General features: G+C 43.7%; 11 protein-coding genes and 3 pseudogenes. 6 read left to right on the top strand and 8 right to left on the bottom strand.

Going from position 1 to position 19,522, the window contains the following annotated elements; translation table 11 throughout:
- The first annotated feature begins 207 nt into the window (after positions 1-207).
- The 4 genes and pseudogenes from AC07KQ_RS05595 to AC07KQ_RS05580 form a co-directional block, all read left to right on the top strand.
- Complete coding sequence (locus tag AC07KQ_RS05595) at positions 208-2,871, top strand: YfhO family protein (RefSeq protein ID WP_013245648.1); 2,664 nt, start codon at positions 208-210, stop codon at positions 2,869-2,871.
- Positions 2,872-3,545: 674 nt separating this feature from the next.
- Positions 3,546-4,376, top strand: coding sequence for a PRD domain-containing protein (locus AC07KQ_RS05590; RefSeq protein ID WP_003604899.1), 831 nt, complete (start codon positions 3,546-3,548; stop codon positions 4,374-4,376).
- An 87-nt stretch (positions 4,377-4,463) separates the two neighbouring features.
- Positions 4,464-6,317: a beta-glucoside-specific PTS transporter subunit IIABC gene (locus AC07KQ_RS05585; protein WP_013245647.1), complete on the top strand. Its 1,854-nt coding sequence runs from the start codon at positions 4,464-4,466 to the stop codon at positions 6,315-6,317.
- 56 nt (positions 6,318-6,373) lie between these two features.
- A pseudogene (locus AC07KQ_RS05580) lies at positions 6,374-6,475 on the top strand (family 1 glycosylhydrolase); the annotation flags it as partial.
- A 33-nt stretch (positions 6,476-6,508) separates the two neighbouring features.
- On the opposite strand, the pseudogene AC07KQ_RS05575 reads toward AC07KQ_RS05580, so the two are convergent.
- The 4 genes and pseudogenes from AC07KQ_RS05575 to secA2 form a co-directional block, all read right to left on the bottom strand.
- Positions 6,509-7,323: pseudogene (locus AC07KQ_RS05575) on the bottom strand (accessory Sec system protein Asp2); the annotation flags it as partial.
- A 124-nt stretch (positions 7,324-7,447) separates the two neighbouring features.
- Positions 7,448-9,040: an accessory Sec system protein Asp1 gene (gene asp1 / locus AC07KQ_RS05570; protein WP_013245645.1), complete on the bottom strand. Its 1,593-nt coding sequence runs from the start codon at positions 9,038-9,040 to the stop codon at positions 7,448-7,450.
- Positions 9,041-9,052: 12 nt separating this feature from the next.
- Positions 9,053-10,291 carry a preprotein translocase subunit SecY gene (locus AC07KQ_RS05565; RefSeq protein ID WP_013245644.1) on the bottom strand — a complete coding sequence of 413 codons (1,239 nt, stop codon included), beginning with the start codon at positions 10,289-10,291 and terminating at the stop codon, positions 9,053-9,055.
- A 21-nt stretch (positions 10,292-10,312) separates the two neighbouring features.
- On the bottom strand, positions 10,313-12,661 hold the full coding sequence (gene secA2 / locus AC07KQ_RS05560) for an accessory Sec system translocase SecA2 (protein WP_043925808.1): 2,349 nt from the start codon (positions 12,659-12,661) through the stop codon (positions 10,313-10,315).
- Between the two features lie 71 nt (positions 12,662-12,732).
- Between secA2 and AC07KQ_RS05555 the strand changes: the two genes are divergently transcribed.
- A complete protein-coding gene (locus AC07KQ_RS05555) occupies positions 12,733-12,921 on the top strand; it encodes a hypothetical protein (RefSeq protein ID WP_013245642.1) in 189 nt (62 codons plus the stop codon).
- Between the two features lie 11 nt (positions 12,922-12,932).
- Here AC07KQ_RS05555 and AC07KQ_RS05550 read toward each other — a convergent pair whose 3' ends face one another.
- On the bottom strand, positions 12,933-13,949 hold the full coding sequence (locus tag AC07KQ_RS05550) for a glycosyltransferase (RefSeq protein ID WP_013245641.1): 1,017 nt from the start codon (positions 13,947-13,949) through the stop codon (positions 12,933-12,935).
- 461 nt (positions 13,950-14,410) lie between these two features.
- Here AC07KQ_RS05550 and AC07KQ_RS05545 point away from each other — a divergent pair, with 461 nt between their 5' ends.
- Complete coding sequence (locus tag AC07KQ_RS05545) at positions 14,411-15,505, top strand: sugar transferase (RefSeq protein WP_013245640.1); 1,095 nt, start codon at positions 14,411-14,413, stop codon at positions 15,503-15,505.
- A gap of 132 nt (positions 15,506-15,637) precedes the next feature.
- Here AC07KQ_RS05545 and AC07KQ_RS05540 read toward each other — a convergent pair whose 3' ends face one another.
- The 3 genes and pseudogenes from AC07KQ_RS05540 to AC07KQ_RS05530 all read right to left on the bottom strand — a co-directional run bounded on the left by AC07KQ_RS05540 (position 15,638) and on the right by AC07KQ_RS05530 (position 19,425).
- Positions 15,638-16,471: a zinc metalloprotease gene (locus tag AC07KQ_RS05540; RefSeq protein ID WP_013245639.1), complete on the bottom strand. Its 834-nt coding sequence runs from the start codon at positions 16,469-16,471 to the stop codon at positions 15,638-15,640.
- A gap of 429 nt (positions 16,472-16,900) precedes the next feature.
- Positions 16,901-17,581, bottom strand: a pseudogene (locus AC07KQ_RS05535) (zinc metalloprotease); the annotation flags it as partial.
- A 545-nt stretch (positions 17,582-18,126) separates the two neighbouring features.
- Positions 18,127-19,425: a zinc metalloprotease gene (locus tag AC07KQ_RS05530; protein ID WP_013245637.1), complete on the bottom strand. Its 1,299-nt coding sequence runs from the start codon at positions 19,423-19,425 to the stop codon at positions 18,127-18,129.
- Positions 19,426-19,522: the final 97 nt, after the last annotated feature.

The raw sequence follows: 19,522 nt of genomic DNA, 5'->3' as shown, positions 1-19,522 counted from the left end.
GTCACAAGTATCACCAATTGCTACGTTTTTTTTAAAATAGCAGCCACAGCGCTTTCATTGCGCTTCCGGTCACTTTTCAGTTCAAAGACGCGTTATGATTAAGTTAATATTCAAGACTTGCTTATTTTTAAGTCAGTCATTTTTTCTGCTATCATATTGTTTATTAACTTTTGACCCTACCGAATTTTCGAAGGAGTCCCTCTCTATATGTCGCGATTTAAAAAGCATCGAACATGGCCATTATTGCTCATCAGTTTCAGCATGACCTTCACCATCAGTCTGATCGTTTTCGCCGCGTTAAAAATGGCGCCTTTTGGCTCGTCATCTATTTTGGCAAACGATTCAGCCGTTCAATATGTTGATTTCTTTACTTATCTGAAACACGCCTTAATGGGCACAGCTGGCAAAGCTTATTCTTTCTCCAACAGTCTTGGCGGCGGCATGTATGCAAATTGGACCTATTACCTGTTAAGTCCTTTCAACTTGATCTTCGTGCTTGTATCGCGCCAAGCCATTCCCGTGGCCATGTTGTTTGTGACCGCGCTTAAGTACAGCACCGCGGCACTTGCTGCGCAGGTATTGGCCAGCCATCGCTATGGCAAAAACTGGTACACCTTGGACTTCAGCGTCAGTTACGGCCTTTCCGGCTTCCTGATTGCCAACTTTCTGAATATCATGTGGATGGACGGCGTGATTTTATTGCCGCTCGTGATTTTAGGCATTGACCGCCTCTTTGAAGAACACCGACTCATCCCCTATGTTGTGCCATTAAGCCTAAGCTTCATCACGAACTATTATATTGGTTTCATGGTCGCCATTTTCTCGGCGCTGTATTTCTGCTGGCAATGGGCGAGTCACCATCAGCCTCAACTGCTGCGCAAAATCGCGCTTTTCGTCGGCGGGTCGTTACTGAGCGGTATGATCGGCGCCATCGTCTTGATCCCCACTTATCTGGCCTTAAGTGCCTCACGTCTTTCCAGTGCTGGTGCGGATTTCACCCTCAAACCACTTTTCTCGCTGATCGATCTGCCGTCAAAATTGATTCCTGGCAGTTTCAACTTTGCGCAGTTATCAAATGGCCTGCCCAATTTATACATGGGCATGATCGCCCTCTTAGGCGCTGTCTTTTACTTCTTAGCGCCAGCAATCTCGGTTCGCGAGCGTTTGATTTCCGGCGTGATGACTGTGATTCTGATGCTGTCCATTTGGCTCAACCCGCTTGTCATCATGTGGCAAGGTTTTCGCGCGCCGGTTTGGTACCTTTATCGGCATTCTTTTATTGTCATTTTCTGGTTGTTATTGCTCGGTTTACGCGGTCTCGCCAACCTGCCGTCAGTCTCACGTCTACGAATGATCATCGCCAGCGTGGTTGTCGGCGGGGTCGTCTTCATCCCAACCGCTTGGCGCATGAGCAGTCACAAGTATGTCACCTTGACCAACCTCGTCCTCGGCGGCGTCTTACTCTTAGTCGCGGCCATCTTACTGTATAGTTGGGCGCATCACCTGTTCCCACAAAAATGGGTGGTTGGCGGTCTCCTAACCTTGCTGGTGCTAGATATGGGCGCCAATGCATACGCGAGTCTCAAAGCCATCAGTTTCATCTCAAAAGCAGACTTCACCGTTACAAGCAAGGCGCTTAACGCAGCTTACACCGAAGCGAAAACACTGGCGCCAAATACTTTTTACCGGGTAAACAGTGATACCCAGCGGTCCATGGACGATCCTTATCAGTACAATTTTAACGGCATTAGCACCTTCTCATCCGTCCTCAACACTAGCACGATCAATGCGTTAACCAATGTCGGTGCCATTGGCTCCGCCGGCCGCGTGAAAAACAACGACCTGACTTGGCCGCTCGAAAGCCTGCTCGGTGTCCGGCAACTGTTGCTGGTCAATACGCAAAGCACGAAAACGACAACGCCTGAATACCAGCAGATTTCTTCCCGAATCATTGACAACCCCCGTTATGATCTACCGGCATACAAGTTGATCGGTCATAACGATTATTTCAATATTTACCAAAATCCTGATGCGCTCCCTGTGGCCACCCAGATTTATCGAAAAGTACCGACACAGGTGCAAGCTAATCCCGTGCTTCAACAAAATGCCTACTTCAGCACCTTCACACCGGAAACAATCGGCGCAATTTTCACAACCACCGATTTCTCCGGCATCACCGTTGACAACGTGAAGCCGCTGACCACCTTGACCAATGCCATTGCCACCAAAAAGGATAAAAAGCTCGGCGCGACGATTACCTTAAACGTCAACCCGAGTACCGAGCAGCGTTACTTGGTCATGGGTGAAAACATGCGCAAAAACATGGCCATCAGCATCAATAATGTGCCGCTCAAAAACGATCCTGACAATGGCAGCAAAACGGTCTCATTACCTATTGACGCGGAAAAACCGACTACTGTCACCTTAACGTTCAACCGCAACATTGATCAGATTGATCTCGATCATTTTGCTTTATATACCCTCAATCGCCAACCATTCGAACAGGCGGTTGCGGCGGCAAAACAACACGCGCCTAAGCAAGTCGTCAAAAACGGCAGCGTCACTTTAACCACCCGTCAAAACAACAGCGGCTACATCATGTTAACCATCCCCTATGAAAAAGGCTGGCAAGTTGATAACAAGAAAGTGAAAATCCAAAACTATCGCGGCTTCATCGGACTCAAAGTCCCTTCAACAAGCCTGAAATTCACCTTGAGTTATCACACCCCTGGGATCAAAGCTGGCTGGACCGTGACAAGCCTTGGGTTAATCGGCTTAATTGCCCTCGCTTTCCTTGAATACTGGCCGCGAAATGGGAAACATGCCAGTCTGGTTAACTGGCCCGCGCGCTTTCGGAAAATATGGCAGTAACTAAATAAAGGGGCTGTACTACTCAGCCTCTTGCCGTGCCAAACTCCGCCATCTCCGGCCAGATGGGGCTGGCGGCGCGGAGCTAGAGCGGAGACGGCGCTTTGAGCTCGCAAAAACCGCGATCTCAAAGTCGCCTAACAACATCAGCGTCAAAGACCCTCGCTGTGTTGTTTGCACGGCTGAGCCCCATCTGGCCTACGATTGCTCCGCCTTGGCACTGGGATCTTAAATTCCGACTGCTGACAAAAAAGCTCAATTTTTCAAAGGGTAACGATTTTGTTCGAAAGCGTTCTTAAGCGATCATTCAGCCCCAAACATGCTGAACCAGTCTTTAATATAATCACATTCATATTTATAATCTTTCCTGAATCAAAATATTAATGATTATCAGATAAAATAATAAAAATATGTGCTTTCATTCATCGAAATGGTTGCGTTTTCTATAGTCATCATGCTAAAATACATTGACCAGATAACGCATCACAAGCGCATGTTACTGCTTATGCAGGCAAGACTTGGATTATCGTTTCATCGCAAACGATTTTCTTCAGTCTGCCTGCTTTTTTGTGCCACCAAACACGCGCTTCGCAACAACTGGCACGCGTCCTTTGCAAAACTTGCGGTCAGTGGCGGCCCGCAAGTATCACACGAACGACTTATGAAAGGGGTGTCCGATGTTTCGCATCAAAAAAGTGCTCAATGTCAATGTCGTCCTCGCTGAACAGGACGGCCACGAGTATATCGCGTTTGGCAAGGGCATTGGCTATCGTCAAAAAGTGAACGCCTGTCTTCCCGACAACGCGATCTTCAAAAAATTCATGCCGCTGGATGACAGTCGCAAAAGCGAAATGATCCAATCGCTCAATAACATACCACCTGTTTACATCAGCATTACCTCACAGATTGTGACGTATGCTGAGCAGCAACTGCAGCTGTCCCTTCTTCCCAGTATCTACTACGCCTTAACAGATCATCTGGCTTTTTCAGTTCAGCGCTATCACAGCAAGCAATCACTGGGTAATCGGATTTACTGGGAAATGAAAACCTACTACCCCGAAATGTTTGCCATTGGCGAATATGGGCTGACGGTTGTCGAAGCGACCTTGCAATTGGCACTCCCACGGGAAGAAGCGGCTAACATTGCCTTCCACATCATCAATGCAACACCAGCCGCGGCCGGTAAAGCGAATATTTTGGAAGTAACCCAGCTTGTTGACAACGTCTTGCAGGCGGTGCGTGCGCTGACTGGTGGCACGATTGACACGACGAGTTTGAATTACGAACGCTTTGTCACCCATATGAAATTCTTTGCTGAGCGTTACCTTGGTGATACCATGCTCGCTGATGATGGCCAACTACTCACAAGTGTCTACACTGTGTATCCTGAAGCGGCCAAAATCGCACTTAAAGTTCAAAAAGCCATTATTGCTATCTACGAAAAAGAACCGACTAAGGAAGAGTTGGCTTATCTCATTATTCATATCCACCGGGTTTTAACTAACTAGTCATCTCATGCCTTACCCCAACCATAACGCGCCCCCCAGCGCAGCAACCGCGCTGGCTCGCGCTCACTATCCGAGGAGGAACACAACATGTCTGACCATCAAAAAATCACCGATCGTATCATGGCAGCGGTGGGTGGCGCCAAAAATGTCAAAACGCTCAATCATTGTGCGACGCGATTGCGGTTCACGCTGGCTGATAAAACCCAGTTCGATATTCAGCGACTTGAACAAATGCCTGAAGTGCTGAGTGCCGTGAACTCAGGCGACGAATCACAGGTCGTCATCGGTGCCAATGTGACTAAATATTATGCCGAAATTACCAAAAACTATCACATCCGCGAAGCCGGTGATGGCACCAAACCCAGCGCGGATCATGAAAAGAACATTTTAAAACGGGTCCTGAATGCCATTGTCAGCATCATGGCACCAATTATCACTGTCTTGATCGCAGGCGGCATGTTCAAAGTCGTGATCGCGATTCTCGCCTTGTTCGGCCTTGATCCCAAAGGTGTCCCCTACCTGACCCTGAGCTTCATGGCCGACGCTGCCTTTTACTTTCTGCCATTCATGCTCGCCGTCAGTGCCGCCAAAAAATTCAACACCAATACTTACTTAGCCATGATGATGGCCGGCGTCCTGCTACACCCGAACTTCACCGCGATGGTCGCAGCCGGCAAACCCATCGCCTTGTTTGGCGCACCAATCCGCCTCGCTTCATACGGTGGCAGCGTCATCCCCATCATTCTGATCGTCTGGTTCATGAGCTATGTCGAACGATTCGCCGAAAAAATCGCACCGACCATTATCAAAACCATGCTCAAACCATTATTAGTCGCACTGATAACGGCCCCCGTCGCCTTAATTGTCATTGGCCCGATCGGTAGCTTGCTAGGAGATGGCCTCTACACTGCTGTCACCTTCATTAACCAACACACCCCATGGCTGGTACCAACCGTTGTCGGCGCCTTCACCCCGCTGCTCGTCATGGTCGGGATGCACGTTTCCTTGTTGCCGCTAGCAACGCTGTCAATCACCAAGTTCGGCAGCGAAACCATCATGGGCCCCGGCATGCTCGCCAGCAATATTGCCCAAGCCGGTGCTGCAGCCGCCATCGCCTTCCGTGAAAAGCAGGCACGTGGCCGCCAGATCGCGCTTTCTGCCAGTGTGACCGCCTTGTCAGGCATCACCGAACCTGCGCTTTATGGGGTCACCTTGAAATACAAACGGGCTTTAACCTGCGTCATGGTCTCAGGCGGCTTGGCTGGCCTTTTCGCCGGACTCACTGGCCTCGTGCGCTACTCGTTTGGCTCACCCGGCATTTTCACCTTGCCAGTTTTCATCGGCAATAATCCCGCCAACTTCCGCAACGCGCTTTTCACTGTTGCCATTGCGTTCGGTCTAACCTTTGTCTCAACCTATCTCTTTGCCATTGTCGAGAAAAAGACCCCTGCCGACACGAACGAGCCAGCCATCAAGTGCCAAAGCCTGAAAAGTGTGGTTACTGGAAAACTGATTTCCCTCAAAGATGTCAACGATGATGTTTTTGCGTCCGGCTCCCTCGGCCATGGCGTCGCGATTGCCCCGGAAGACGAACTTATCGTGGCCCCAGTGGATGCTGTCGTGACCATGACCTATCCCACCGGCCACGCCATCGGTCTCACCACAGCCACCGGTCAAGAAATTTTGATTCATGTTGGGATCAACACCGTTAAAATGAACGGCCGCGGCTTTAAAACGCTCGTCAACACAGATCAACACGTCACTGCTGGCGAACCGCTGATTCAAATTGATCTGAACCTGATCGAGCAGGAAAGCTTCGATCCAACGGTGATGGTCTTGCTGCTAAACACCCCAGCTGACCGGATTACCATTCAAGAAAAAGCGACTGTGACGACTGACGACCACTTGTTAAGCGTCACCCAAGCCGTTTCAGAAGCGTAAGACAGAGCGTGAACAGCCGCGGTCAGAAGCCACCTTATGTGCAGGTTTCTGAGCCAGTGAACGCGTTAAGGAGAAAAATTATGACAAACCAACAATTCCCCGAAAATTTCCTCTGGGGCGGCGCTACTGCCGCTAATCAACTTGAAGGCGCCTACCAACCTTGTATCAGTAAATAAGAGAAACGGGGCCCCCATACTACGCATCATATAGTTACCTTCAAACCCTTCGGCTGGTCGATATCCTGAAAAATAAACAGTGAGCGGTGGTTTCAAATCGCCTGCATCAAAATAGGTTGCAAGTTCTGTGTTCATGCCAGAAGGGTCTATTAAACGACGACCATTTAGAAAAAACTCACCAATTTTGCTCGCGAACGCCGCAAATGGAATTGCCCAATTCGAAGACGGCCCTTCCCACTGGTGAAGATTAGAAGCTGCAAGTCAATGCCATGTTTCCCGCCCTGAGCCAGAAATCCGTGTTTCAAATCATCGTCAACAAGTTCGTCGGTTTTGAGAATCTCATTAGTTTCGGTATCATACTGATTCAAGACTGCTTTAATGTGCACTGAATCATCCAGTCGATCAAAGTCAACCAAGACCAAATCTTGAATGTGCCCGGGCACCCACTGCGAAATATTCGGATAAGCTGTTAATCGCCACTTGGCGTCAAAATCCACTTCAAATTGGTGATAAACATGTCCCATCTGGCGCAAGTTTCCAGTGAAGTTCGGCGCAATTGTGAAGGCATCTGATTGTATACGATAACCATCTTGACCACCAAAAAAACTGTAGTTGATTTGCTCAGCCATTGACCGAAGATCTTTAAAGTCAAATCTAAAAGTCCCCTTTAGGTCTAATATATCCTCACAACGAGCAGACATTCTTACAGCGTTATCACACAGTATCTGGTTGGCCGGTAAAGCCGTCAGTACAGTTTCATCATCAATCCAAGGCGAAGTTTCATCTAACAAAAAAAGAGCGTCTTGGTAATAACGGTTAAGTCTTCCCATTTCAAGTAAGGGCTTGTCTTTCACTGGAGGAACAGAAGGATCACTTTGCCAAACATATTCGAAGTCATTTAGGAGAAGGCCCTCAAAGTCTAGAGCAACGGCACCAAAATGAATGATTAGCTTTTTATTTTTTTTTGCCAACTGCAAGAACCTCCTTCCATTGTCGTGTGAGACGTTCAGCAGAAAACTTGTCAATCAGCTCAGCGTTCACAACCAATGCATCGTTCCAGCGACGTAATGTCTTCAGGAAAAATGAACAGGCTTGTGGTACATCAGCTATATCTTCAACGATAATGCCATTTTTCTGGTTTTGGATCAGGGTACTTTCCTGCCTAACGATCAATGGTACCCCATTACTAATCGCCAGCATCATGAGGCGTAAATCAGGGATCGTTTCAGTATCCACATAAATTCGCGCTTCATGCATGATGTCATCTTCAGCTTCTCGTTTAGAAATCTGAAAATGAATACGGCTAACAACATACTCAGCTGCACTTAGCTGTTCCCAATCTGGTAGTTCGCGTAATTTCTTTCCACGCTTATTTAAACCAGCAATTGGTTTCCCACTACGTTGATCAGCAATAAAGTTTGCTACTTCTTCATACTCTTCACTTTCTAGATTGACTCCGAAACGATCACTCGCAAAATTTTCAAGTTGATGTCCAATTGTTTCAACCTGCAGCTTAGTGCCTTCAACCATCAATGCACGATCATCCTGGTGTTGAAGCATATCAATAAATTTCTGAAACAGTTGACGTGCTTCCGCAGTTTGAATATTCCCCATTCTCCAATAAATTAAATCTAGAGCTGTCTCATTACTAACTCCTAAATCCAAAGTTGTTGCATACTGAGGAATCACATATTTACTGATCTTAGAAAGCTTATGTTGATTGTCCTGTGGCTCAAGTTTAAGATTAAAAAGCCTTTGGTCAGCAGACGTAGGAAAAATGAAAATATCATTCGTATTAATCATCATTGTGTCCATATCGGATAAATTGAGTCGCTGATTCACCAAAAAAATCATTTGTTTTAATAAGGGTTGCCCGTTTCGTAATTCCAGCATATCAGTATTTAAGTTGGTGATTACTTGAAGTGATTTGCCAATCCGCATGCTTTGTTTCATCAAGAATTCATAAACAATCTCTTGCATGCTGTGATACTGCGTTGCGTAAAATCTATTTTTTTGCTCTGGGGCAACAACAACCTTCCCTTTGGTCTGCGTCAAAACGACTTGTCCAAAATTATTTAACCAATATTTTGTTCTAATACCGTTTTGCTCAGTAACTGTCCGCGTCGTTATGAAACCACGATCATCGTATTGTTCCACAACTATCTGACCTTCCGACGCGACTCGTTTAACCCAGTACACAAAACCTTCGTCATGGAAGTGCACTTGAATCACTCGTTTGGCATCGCGAAAATAATACACGTCTCGGCCCATAAAAAGAGGCGTGACATCGTCGGGAAATATCAAATCATCAATTGTATATGGAATGCCAGTTTTAACACTAATTTGTTGAATATCATCATAAACATTGACCCACGGAAAGCCTTCCAATCCTATCCGATACAACAAACGTCGTAAATCAGGCATCTGATGACTGAATAACAACGAAAAGTCAACGCTATTCGTTTTAAACATTGTTCCAAGCTCAACAACTGGGTCATTGGCCGGATGAGTCGTACCACTTTCAAAGGTTGGCATTAATGTCAGCATTTAGCTCTCCTTTCATTCAATCGGATCATCAAACAGGTTATAACGTTCCTTGTTCCATAGAGCAATAAACTGTTGCGTAATTGAGTCAGTAATTGCGATCATAATGAAAAGCCCGCCAAGATACATACTGTAATTACTTGCATGTTTTATGAACATGCCTATTGCCAGAGGAAGATCCCCGATTAAGAGTAAGAAAAAATCTCCAGCTAAACTTAGTCTAAAAAAGTGGTACATAATAAGCGCTTCTGTTGCATCCCCTGGTGCGGTATGGTAAACATAATCACCGCGTTCTTTTAGCTGACGAGCTACCTTTGAGGGGCTGATATTAATTAACCCGAAAGCAAATCCAAGAAACAAAATAATGAAAGCATAAGCAATGATTCCTGGCCAATGATTATAATTTATCTGATTAATAATAAACTGTCCAACATTTGTATACTGATAGCCCAGAGCACTAACTATTTGTGCTGGGAGAATAAATAGCATATTTAAAAACATAAATGGCATTGCGCCCGCCGCCAAAAAAGGGAGTGGTAGATAAGAATCACTAAAGCTACTTTCTAAAGAAGGGCGTTGAATTGGAATGCGCCTTTCTGCTCGGAAAACCATGATTCCCACAAGAAAAACAATAATCGTCACAACCACAGCAATCGAAATGCTAACAGGGGTCAATTTCATACGAGTTGTGCCATAGCCATAAAGGAATGAGTGAGGCAATCCCATCAGGATTCCTGGGATAATTAAAGCGATTGTTCCCCCAAACCCATAAGAAGCATTTTCATTCCCGATATACAAAGCAAACATGGCGCCTGCAACAAGTATCAGCACGGCGACTGCCGGGCCCAAATTAATATTGTCACTAATTAAGTACAATGGTTTGATAGCGTCTTGAAGATAATACACCATGACAATACCTTGAAGTGTAGCCAAGACAAGCGTTACAAATCGTTGTAAGACACCACTTTGGCGAACCGACATATTATTAATAGTACGAATATCGAGAGATTGAATTGCTTGCCAAACAATCATCGCAGTCATATAAGGACCGAGTCCCAAAGATAGCAAAGTTGGTAAATTCATCTGGCCACCTGTCGTAAGTCCAAACATCTGCAGGAGACTGTTGTGAGACATAATCTTTCTGGCTAAAGTAATGTCAAAACCAGGCAACATAATTTGTTGTCCCAAGGCATAAACAACCAATATCATCATTGTGAACAAAACACGTTTTACAATATCTTGATGCTTCTTCATCTGTCTCATCCTAACTAGTTACTACGGAAATTGAATCTCAACAGAGCCATCTGGATTGAGCACCAAATCGGAACACAAGAGATTCCGGGTGATACCAATATTCATAGCTTGCTTCATTTTTTTAAACGTCCGCCGTGTTTCTTTCTGATATTCATACAATGGATCGCGACCGTTACTTGTGCGATTCATGGTAACTGCCTGCAAGGCTTGAAGATTATCAACTTGATCGATCCAAGCGGAATCAATTGTCTTCAGCACTGTCACTCGGTGAAAAAAATGCCACTGTTTGTCATCCGTTAAAAATGCTCGCTTTTTGGCAAACTGGTCCGTCATCAGTTTAACAAGATAAGTGCTGCTGTGTATCAATTCTGGTCGCTCAGTAATTGCTTGTGGCAAGAAGTCTCGATCAATATTTGTGTACACAAAATCCAGAAAATCCGGTATGTCACCATCTCGATGTTCTTGCACATAACGTTCGCCAACTTGTTTGAAGACCCCTTGTATGACCCGATCAAGCGATTTTGCAACCATTATTTTGTCACGAGTCGCGTAGACGTTATCTCGCTGAGCTCGGAAGACTTCACCATATTGTAGCGTTGAGAAACGTGCACTTCGGCCATTATTGCTGACCTGATCTTGTGCCCGATCTATCACTTTCCTAAATCGGCCATGACGACTAAGGTGCTGTTTTTTGATATTTGCATGCTGATAAGCATACTTTCGAACCCATTTGGGAGAATTTTGGATGACAATTCTGTCTTCAAGCGAGGTGTAGAATATGCTGCTACCGGGATCCCCTTGACGGCCTGCACGACCACGCAACTGATTGTCGACACGCTTGTTGTTCATTCTCTCGGTACCTAATACCAAGAGCCCTCCTTTGTCCTTGACGCCTTTTCCTAGCTTAATGTCAGTCCCTCGTCCTGCCATCGAAGTTGCTACAGTGACTGCCCCTAATTGGCCAGCTTCTGCAACAATCTTCGCTTCTTTTGAGGCACTACGAGCATTTAACAAGCTATGCGGAATTTTTTCTCGCAAAAGTAAGCGTGAGTATAGGTTTGAAAGTGATAAAGAACCCGTTTCGATTAAAAGAGGTTGCTGGTTTTGATGCGCCTCACGGACGGTATTTAATGATGCGATCAGTTTGGCTGCCTGAGTAATATAAAGCTCATCAGGCAGATCACGGCGAATCATTTTCTTATTTGTTGCAACCTGATAAACTGCCAGTCGATACACTTCCATAAACTCTGCGGCATCGGTTGCTGCAGTACCGGTCATGCCAGCCAACTGTCCGAACATCCGAAAAAGATTCTGGTAAGTGACAGATGCCATCGTCCGCATTTCATCAGTAACCGGTACATGCTCTTTGGCTTCGATTGCTTGATGTTGACCACCTTGCATCTTCATACCGATCAGTTCACGGCCATTATCTAGATCAACCAATAGCACTTCGTTATGATCAACAACGTAATCTCGATCTCTTTTATAGATAAAATGAGCCTTAAGTGCCAGAACTAAATGACGATACAGTTCATACCATTTCTTTCCAAGCAGATCATCAACACCGAAATAATGTTGCATGCGTTCAATACCTTCAGGCGTAAACCAAACCGATTTGCGATCAACGCTCAATTCGTAATCTTCTTTTTCCCTAAGCATGGTGATCATTCGTTCAGCGGATCCATAGAAGTTGGAGTGAACGCGCGGAATACCAGCAATAATTAATGGCGTCTGAGCAGAATCCAGCAAAACGGCATCCGCTTCATCAATCAGCGCAAAGTTTAATTTTCGTAAGTATTGATCGCTAGGATCTGCTGCTAAATTATCAAATAAATAATCAAAGCCAAGTGACGAATTAGTCGTGTACACAATGTCTGCCTGATAGATTTTTTCACGATCTCTATCTTCACCTTCATGTCCTGGCTCAGGGACACCTGCTTTAACGGTTAATCCAAGCCATCGATAAACTTTCCCCATTTGTTCAGCATCACGGTTGGCTAAATAACCATTAGTCGTAATGAGAAAATTTCCCGGGCCAGTCAGGCCATGCAAGTACATCGGCATCGTAGCAGTCAAGGTTTTACCTTCGCCTGTCTTCATCTCGACGATATTATTGTATTCCATTGCCACTGCGCCAAGAACTTGAACAGGAAACGGGCGCATTTTGAGAACCCTTGATGTCGCTTCACGCACCACAGCATATGCTTCGACAAGCAGAGACCGTAGAGATGCTCCATTTTGAAGACGTTCTCTAAATAAGACTGTCTGATGACGGAGTTCCTCATCACCCATTTTTTTATAAGTTGCTTCTAGCTTGAGAATTTGTTTAGTTTTTTTGTGATAACGGTAACTCGATCCAAAAAAATTCATCAATGAACCCTTTCATTGTGCCCTAGTTATACGTTGCTTTTATTTTTTTCTACCTCTATACTCAGGTTATTATGACAAGTAAAAAAAGAAAGTTGCTCGATAAGGATATCGCCCAACGTATAAAAAAAGAAAACGAAGAAATCACTAAACCAGAAAAGGACCACGTACAGGCAACTAAGATTGTCCAAGTCGGCGTTTCCCTGCTTCTTGCAGTCATGGTTCTTTTTGGTCTTGTTTATTCACTTATTCAGATTCTGTAGTTGCCAGTGAATTAAAATGGCATGGTTCCTTTCACAGCTAGCACGATCTGTAAAGCGGCCATTTGATTGTGGACACCATTGCGGATCAAACTACTTACGTCTGCGACTTTATCCACGAGATGGTTATAATCATCTTCTGTAATGCCTTCAAGAAGATTAGGCAAGTTGTCCAAGGAATCAATTCCCAGACCCCAACCTTGTTCATTCACATATTTGCCAATTGCACTCTGATTGAACGCAATGACTGGCAATCCCATGGACAAATATAGGCTGAATTTATGCGTCATGTTAATTCTTGCGTAATCGTCAAAGTGATTGTCAGTGTCTGCATCCCATAATAGCCCATACCCGTTGTTCAAAGCTAAGGCTAGCTCCTCCTGACGATATGAGCCTAAATACTCGACGGAATCAGCTAATGAATATGGTAGATTAACATCCCCATCAGCAGATCCATAGACTTTAAGGTGGAGTCCTTCAGGTACATTCTGTAAGAAGCCGCCTTTTCGCGTCACTAAATTTCCTGCATAGTGAATATTTTGAGAAAATGTCGGGCGTCTATACTCGATTGGTTGTCGATAGCCCCAAGGACCACTAGGAACCATTGGAATGGTGATGCCGTCAGCAGTCAACTGACTCTTGACGCGTTCAGTTCCAACAATAAGACCATCAAATGACGACAAGAACCTTAGAACTTCTGCTTTGTCATATTGATCTGGAAAGCGTAAATACTCAACATCATGAACAAACGCGACAATCTTTGCTTTTTGTTTATGTACTAATTCTACAATGGCCTCTTCAACCTCTGGCGCTGCATACGTTGGAATCTGATAAATAACCACATCGCCTTCATCAACAGTGGCAATCATGCCAAGGATTTCAGATCGCCAGTTTTCATCATTCCAACTGACGTAGCGCGACAAAAAGAGTTCACGAAATCCAATTTTGCCAAAAAAATAAGCAATATCCATTTTAGGTTTGATTGTGGCCTGATCTGTCTGTGGCTGTAATGGTGAAATAATATAATTCATTGATTGATATCCTCCGTACACTTTAACGGGCCTTACCCACTCGATAACGTCAATTATAGCATAGCATTACAAGCTGAAAACTTCTTCAAGAATTCTTTATGCTAAACGACTACGATGGGTAAAGTCACGGTATTTAACGTGATTAAGTACTTTTCAACAAGCATAAAGGCCGTTAGAAAAAACTCTTTTCATAACAAGATAGTAACACATGACTCAAACGATCGCATTAGCGATCGCGGGTATTTTAACCAACGAATCAACCCGCAAGGTAAGTCAGCAATGTCTCTTCAATTGAAAACTTATTCCTATCTCATCTTACCTTCTCTGAGAATATATTTTTGGTATTTTCCCTTGACCAGTTGCAACAAGTTACTTATCATTATTTTAATAGCCTGCGACTCACTTCTACGAGGAGTCGAACGTATTAGAAATGTCATTTTTAATCATTTGGAGGAATAATTATGCTATGGGTTAGTCGAGGAAATTATACAACAGTCAAAGCCTACGATGAGAGCAATCGAACTGCCATGTATAAGGCACGAGAAGACTATACTGCTGATTTAATGGCTATGGGTGCTCAACCCCTTGATCTATTTTTTTACTACTGGCGTGACGAGCCTGATGCTAATCTGTCCAGCCGTCTAGACGGCATGTTAGCTGGTTTCAAACCCGGCGACACCTTAATCCTGCAAGTACCATTCTTTATTCGACCGCTTAACCTCAAGCGACTCATTTCTCAGATTCAAGATGTATATCAGGGCAAGGTTATCGGTCTCGTGCACGATTATTATCCCCTTTGGGCTGTGGAAGCTGCCAAGGAAGATACTGACTCTGACCCTTGGCTTGATCAATATTCATATCGAACCTATCCGGTGCTTTTCTCACTATTTGATGGCTTAATTGTTCATGGTGAGGCTTATAAAGAAGCACTCAAAAAAGAACTTGATTTTAAAGGCCCAATTATTACACAAGGACCTTTCAGTTACCGGTTTATCGAAGATGAAGAAACATCGGCACCGAAGTTTCAAAAGAAATTAGTTTTTGCTGGTAACATCAACAGTTCAAATTACCTCAATCAAGTTCCAGATACATGGCGTCTTGATGTTTTCGGGGGCAAGCCGAATGAAGATCTTCTAAATAAAGGAAACATCGATTACAAAGGATCTTATACGCCTACTGAACTGCCTAATCATCTCGATGGTGGTTTTGGCCTCGTTTGGGCATCAGACAGTTTTGATCAAGTAACCGGTGAAACTGCAGAGTATAACCGCCTTTGTTATGAGCACAAGCTTAGCCTTTACCTCTCAAAGCGAATTCCAGTGTTTATTTGGAAACATGCGGCTCCGGCAAAATGGGTCACAGAAAATCATCTAGGTTTTGCTGTTGAAAACCTTTCAGATATTTGGTCAATTATCGAAAACTTTACCGAGGAGCAATATCAAGCCATGCAACCTGATCTCACTCGAGTTAGTCACTTAATACGAAATGGTGTCTTTGCCAAACATGCGGCCATGAACGCGCTATTGGCAGTTAATGAAACTTACACAGAGTTTTAAACAAAACCCATTCTGTATCTTTTCTCATTAGCCACCACGACTTTACATGTTTCATAGCACTTTAAAAGGCAGTCTCAGTTTTCCTTGAGCCAAGGAATATTGAGACTGCCTTCTTTAATCTCATTGAATTAATTAACTCGACTTTGAGGACATTTTCGCTATCTGTAATTTGGACTGCACTACCATGAAGTCCCTAGTCAAAGGCCGACTCTTTCTACTAAGAAGCTGACTGACTGGACCAGTATTTAAAACGTCCATCGTTGTGTCAACACCCCGATAAAATATACCGCCCGTCATATTTGGAATGATCACTGGTTTCGCGCCGGCATATAATTGATTCAAATTTTTTAAAATGTCACCAACAGCATTAATATTATATTCTGGAATATCCGGAAGAATCCCCATTGCAAGTTGCGCATTGCCACTGTTTCCCATAAGCGCACCTGAATCATGATTAATACCTAGTGCATGACCCATCTCATGGCTTATTGCTGCCACTGCTTGAACGAAACCTCCTTGAAAACTAGCACCGCTGAGTATGGTATCGTTGATTTTTATTATGTTTTGCCAGCCTTCATAGACAATACCGTTGTAACCAGTTTCGGCAACAACACCGTTAGGCAAATCTGCAGATTTTATGACAACATCGGCAGCAGCCTTCGCCACTTTGGCTTTTTGATAACTCATAATTAAATTAACGCCAACTGCTCTATTCCAGTGAGCTGCCGCTGCTGTTATCACGTCTTTTTGTTTGATAGCATCATCGTCATAAATCATCGTGCCATGTTTGTTAATCGTTGTTATGAATGAGAGGTTACTTGGTCTGGCATTTTCTGGTTCATTTTTAAACATATCTAAGTCGTTAATAAACTTAACTTTGGCATCAACTTGGTTCGCGTTATTAAACATGGTTATGCTGGTCATAATTGTTAATATCGATAAAAAGATTCTCCATCTTTTTCTCATGGTCTCACCCCTTTGTTTCGGGTCTTTATATATTAACTGTACGCTATTTCGCTTAATAGCGGTAGTAGCTCACGATGAACGGATCTTTTGCTTACGAGTTACTAGCATACTTTTTCACCTAACAACACAATGATAATCGAACGTTGCCCAAAGAATCTGTTATGTAATGTTCTTACTGGCTCATTGTTAACCAAAATGATTTTATTGACGTATTTGTTGACAAAGCCATGCCTAAACTGAAATTTTCATAATAAGAATTGCTTTAACAGAAGCCGCAAAAAAACAGGTTGACCTAATTGAACACGCTCAGCATGCCGTTAAGTCAACCTGTTATTAAGTTTCATTACTTCGAACGAAAAATTTTAATCAACGACTTTAGTAAGAATCAAGTACCTATCACCCACATGTATTTGATAAACATTCTACTTAATCGGTCATGTTTGGAAGGATGACTGGTTTGGCACCACTGTATAGTTTATCGAGGTTTTTCAGGATGGCTCCAACCGCATTAATATTATATTTAGGAATATCTGGAAGGATTCCTTTGTCCAGATCAGCCACCCCACTTGTGCCCATTAGTGGGCCTGGATCATGAAACAATCCCAATGCATGTCCCATTTCATGACTGGTTGTAGACACCGCTTGAATAAATCCCTTCGGTGTACCGGTCTTAACTAGCGTGCCATCAGCAATCTGAATGAGGTTTTGCCAGCCTTCGTATACAACACCATTATAGCCAGTGACACCACCTGTACCCGCAGGTAAGTTATTGGCTGATTTAATCAAGACATCTGCATCACTTTTAGGAACACCTGCTTCTTGATAGCTCATAATCAAAGTCATACCGACTGCCTTATTCCAATGATCTGCCGCGGCTTCTACAACATTCTTCTGCGGAAAAGTATCGGCGTCATAAATCATGGTTCCCTTGGCGTTGATGGCCGTGAAAGGTATATAGATGCTCGGTTTAACATTCTCTGGTTCATTCTTATAAAAATCCATGCCATTGATAATTTTAATCTTAGCATCTACCGGACTCGCCGTGCTAAATGAGATGACGCTTATCGCAAAAATAAATGCTGACAGAACAATCTTCCACCACTTCTTCATTTTAATCATCCCCTTTAAATTTATTTTAACATTCGTTCCACCTAATATCCACAAATTATATAACCATTTATCAAAAATAATGTAAGCGCAAGCTCGTAACATCAATAGGCTTTGCTTTGTAATATCCCCTCGACTAAATAACAAAAGCAACTGTCTCGGTATTCTTAACTACAATATGCAATCAGGGTACTAAAACCGTTTTATTTGTTGTTCTTAACTCTTCGTAAAGTATTATTGTAAACTCGCATAACATATTTCTAAGGCGGCAACAATATTCACTCTACTATCTTGGTAAAGTCGCGCCAAATAATAAAGTATCTGTCACCAACATGAATTTGATAAGCATGTCCCTCACCAGCATTTGTGATAGTTGTCAGAGCTTGCTGCTTTGGACCAATCAAATCTGTACTTAGGACGTCCGGAGTATTGACATTATCGCGATACACATCACCAGTAATAATGACGCGACTATCGCCTCAATAATGTAGTACTGATTATCCACTTTGATCTAATAATACCTCGTCAATAAAAAGCAACAGCCCGGCTTAATTTACTACTTTGGTAAAATCACTTGAAATAATCAAGTACCTGTCACCTACATGTATTTGATAAACATGAAAGCCATTTACCTTCACATAAGTGGTTAAGACTTCTTGTTGAGTGCCTGTCAACAAAAGTGCGTTCGTTGTACTGATACGTCCAACACCCACTTGGTAAACATCTTCATTACCTGTAATTTCAATTGTTCTATGAGTAAGATCCCGTGATACTAAACGAGAATCATCCTTGAATAGTTTACTGATTAAGTCGGTATCTAGGACATCCGTCGTGGTGCCGTTATCACGGTAAGCATCTCCAGTAATAATGACGCGACTACCGCCGCCAATAATGTAATATTGACTGCCAACTTTGATCTGATAATACCTTTGGGAACCAGCACTCATGTAACCAGTTACAATTGGCTGCTTCGTTTTAGTCAAATTGAATGAGTTCGTGGTGCCAACTTGGCCTCGCCCGACCTGATAGACATTTTCATTGCTGAGAATGTCTACGGTGCCACCATTAAAGTTACGTGTCGCCAAGTGATCAACACCTAGTACTAGTTGCGCGACTGGGTCAGTGGGCAATATTTCCTCAGTTGTGCCAGCATCGCGATAAGCACTGCCATCTGTCATGTTTGGAATCGTGATCGGCTTCGATCCTGGGTATAACTGATCCAAGTCTTTCAAGATCGCGCCAACGGCATTCACATTATAGTCAGGAATGGCCGGTAAAATGCCATTTGCCAGTTCAGCCGCACCACTCGTTCCCATCAGTGCGCCCGGATCATGATTGAGACCTAATGCATGTCCCATTTCGTGACTGGTCGTTGAAACAGCTTGAACAAAACCTTTTTGTGAACTAGCAGCATCTAACGTGGTGTTAGCGATTTTGATGATATTCTGCCAAGTTTCGTATACATAGCCGTCGTAGCCTGTTACCCCACCAATACCCGCCGGTAAATCTGCAGGTTCAATGACGACATCCGCATCAGCTTTAGCAACATGGGCTTCTTGATAACTCATAATCAAGTTAATCCCGACTGCCTTATTCCAATGCGTCGCAGCCGCCGTGATCACATCTTTTTGCTTCACAGTGTCTGCATCATAAATCATGGTGCCATTTTTATTGATCGTCGTAATAGTCGATAGCACACTTGGTTTGGCATTTTCTGGCTCATTCTTGTAATAATCGGCGTTTCTGGTGAACTTAACCCTTGCGTCCACTTGATTGGCTGTACTGAATGCACCAAAACTTATTGCGATAATCAGTGCTGATAACAAAGTCTTCCAGAACTTTTTCATGATCCTCGCCTCCTACGCGTTATTTTAACGCTATAGAAAACGTTTTCCAATATTAAACTATTTATACTATTGATTCAATTGTCATTGCTTTACTAAA

The sequence above is a fragment of the Lacticaseibacillus sp. YLM2-1 genome, assembly GCF_056583465.1.
The sequence above is the reverse complement of the archived record's forward strand: the minus strand, read 5'-3'. Positions and strand labels throughout refer to the sequence as shown.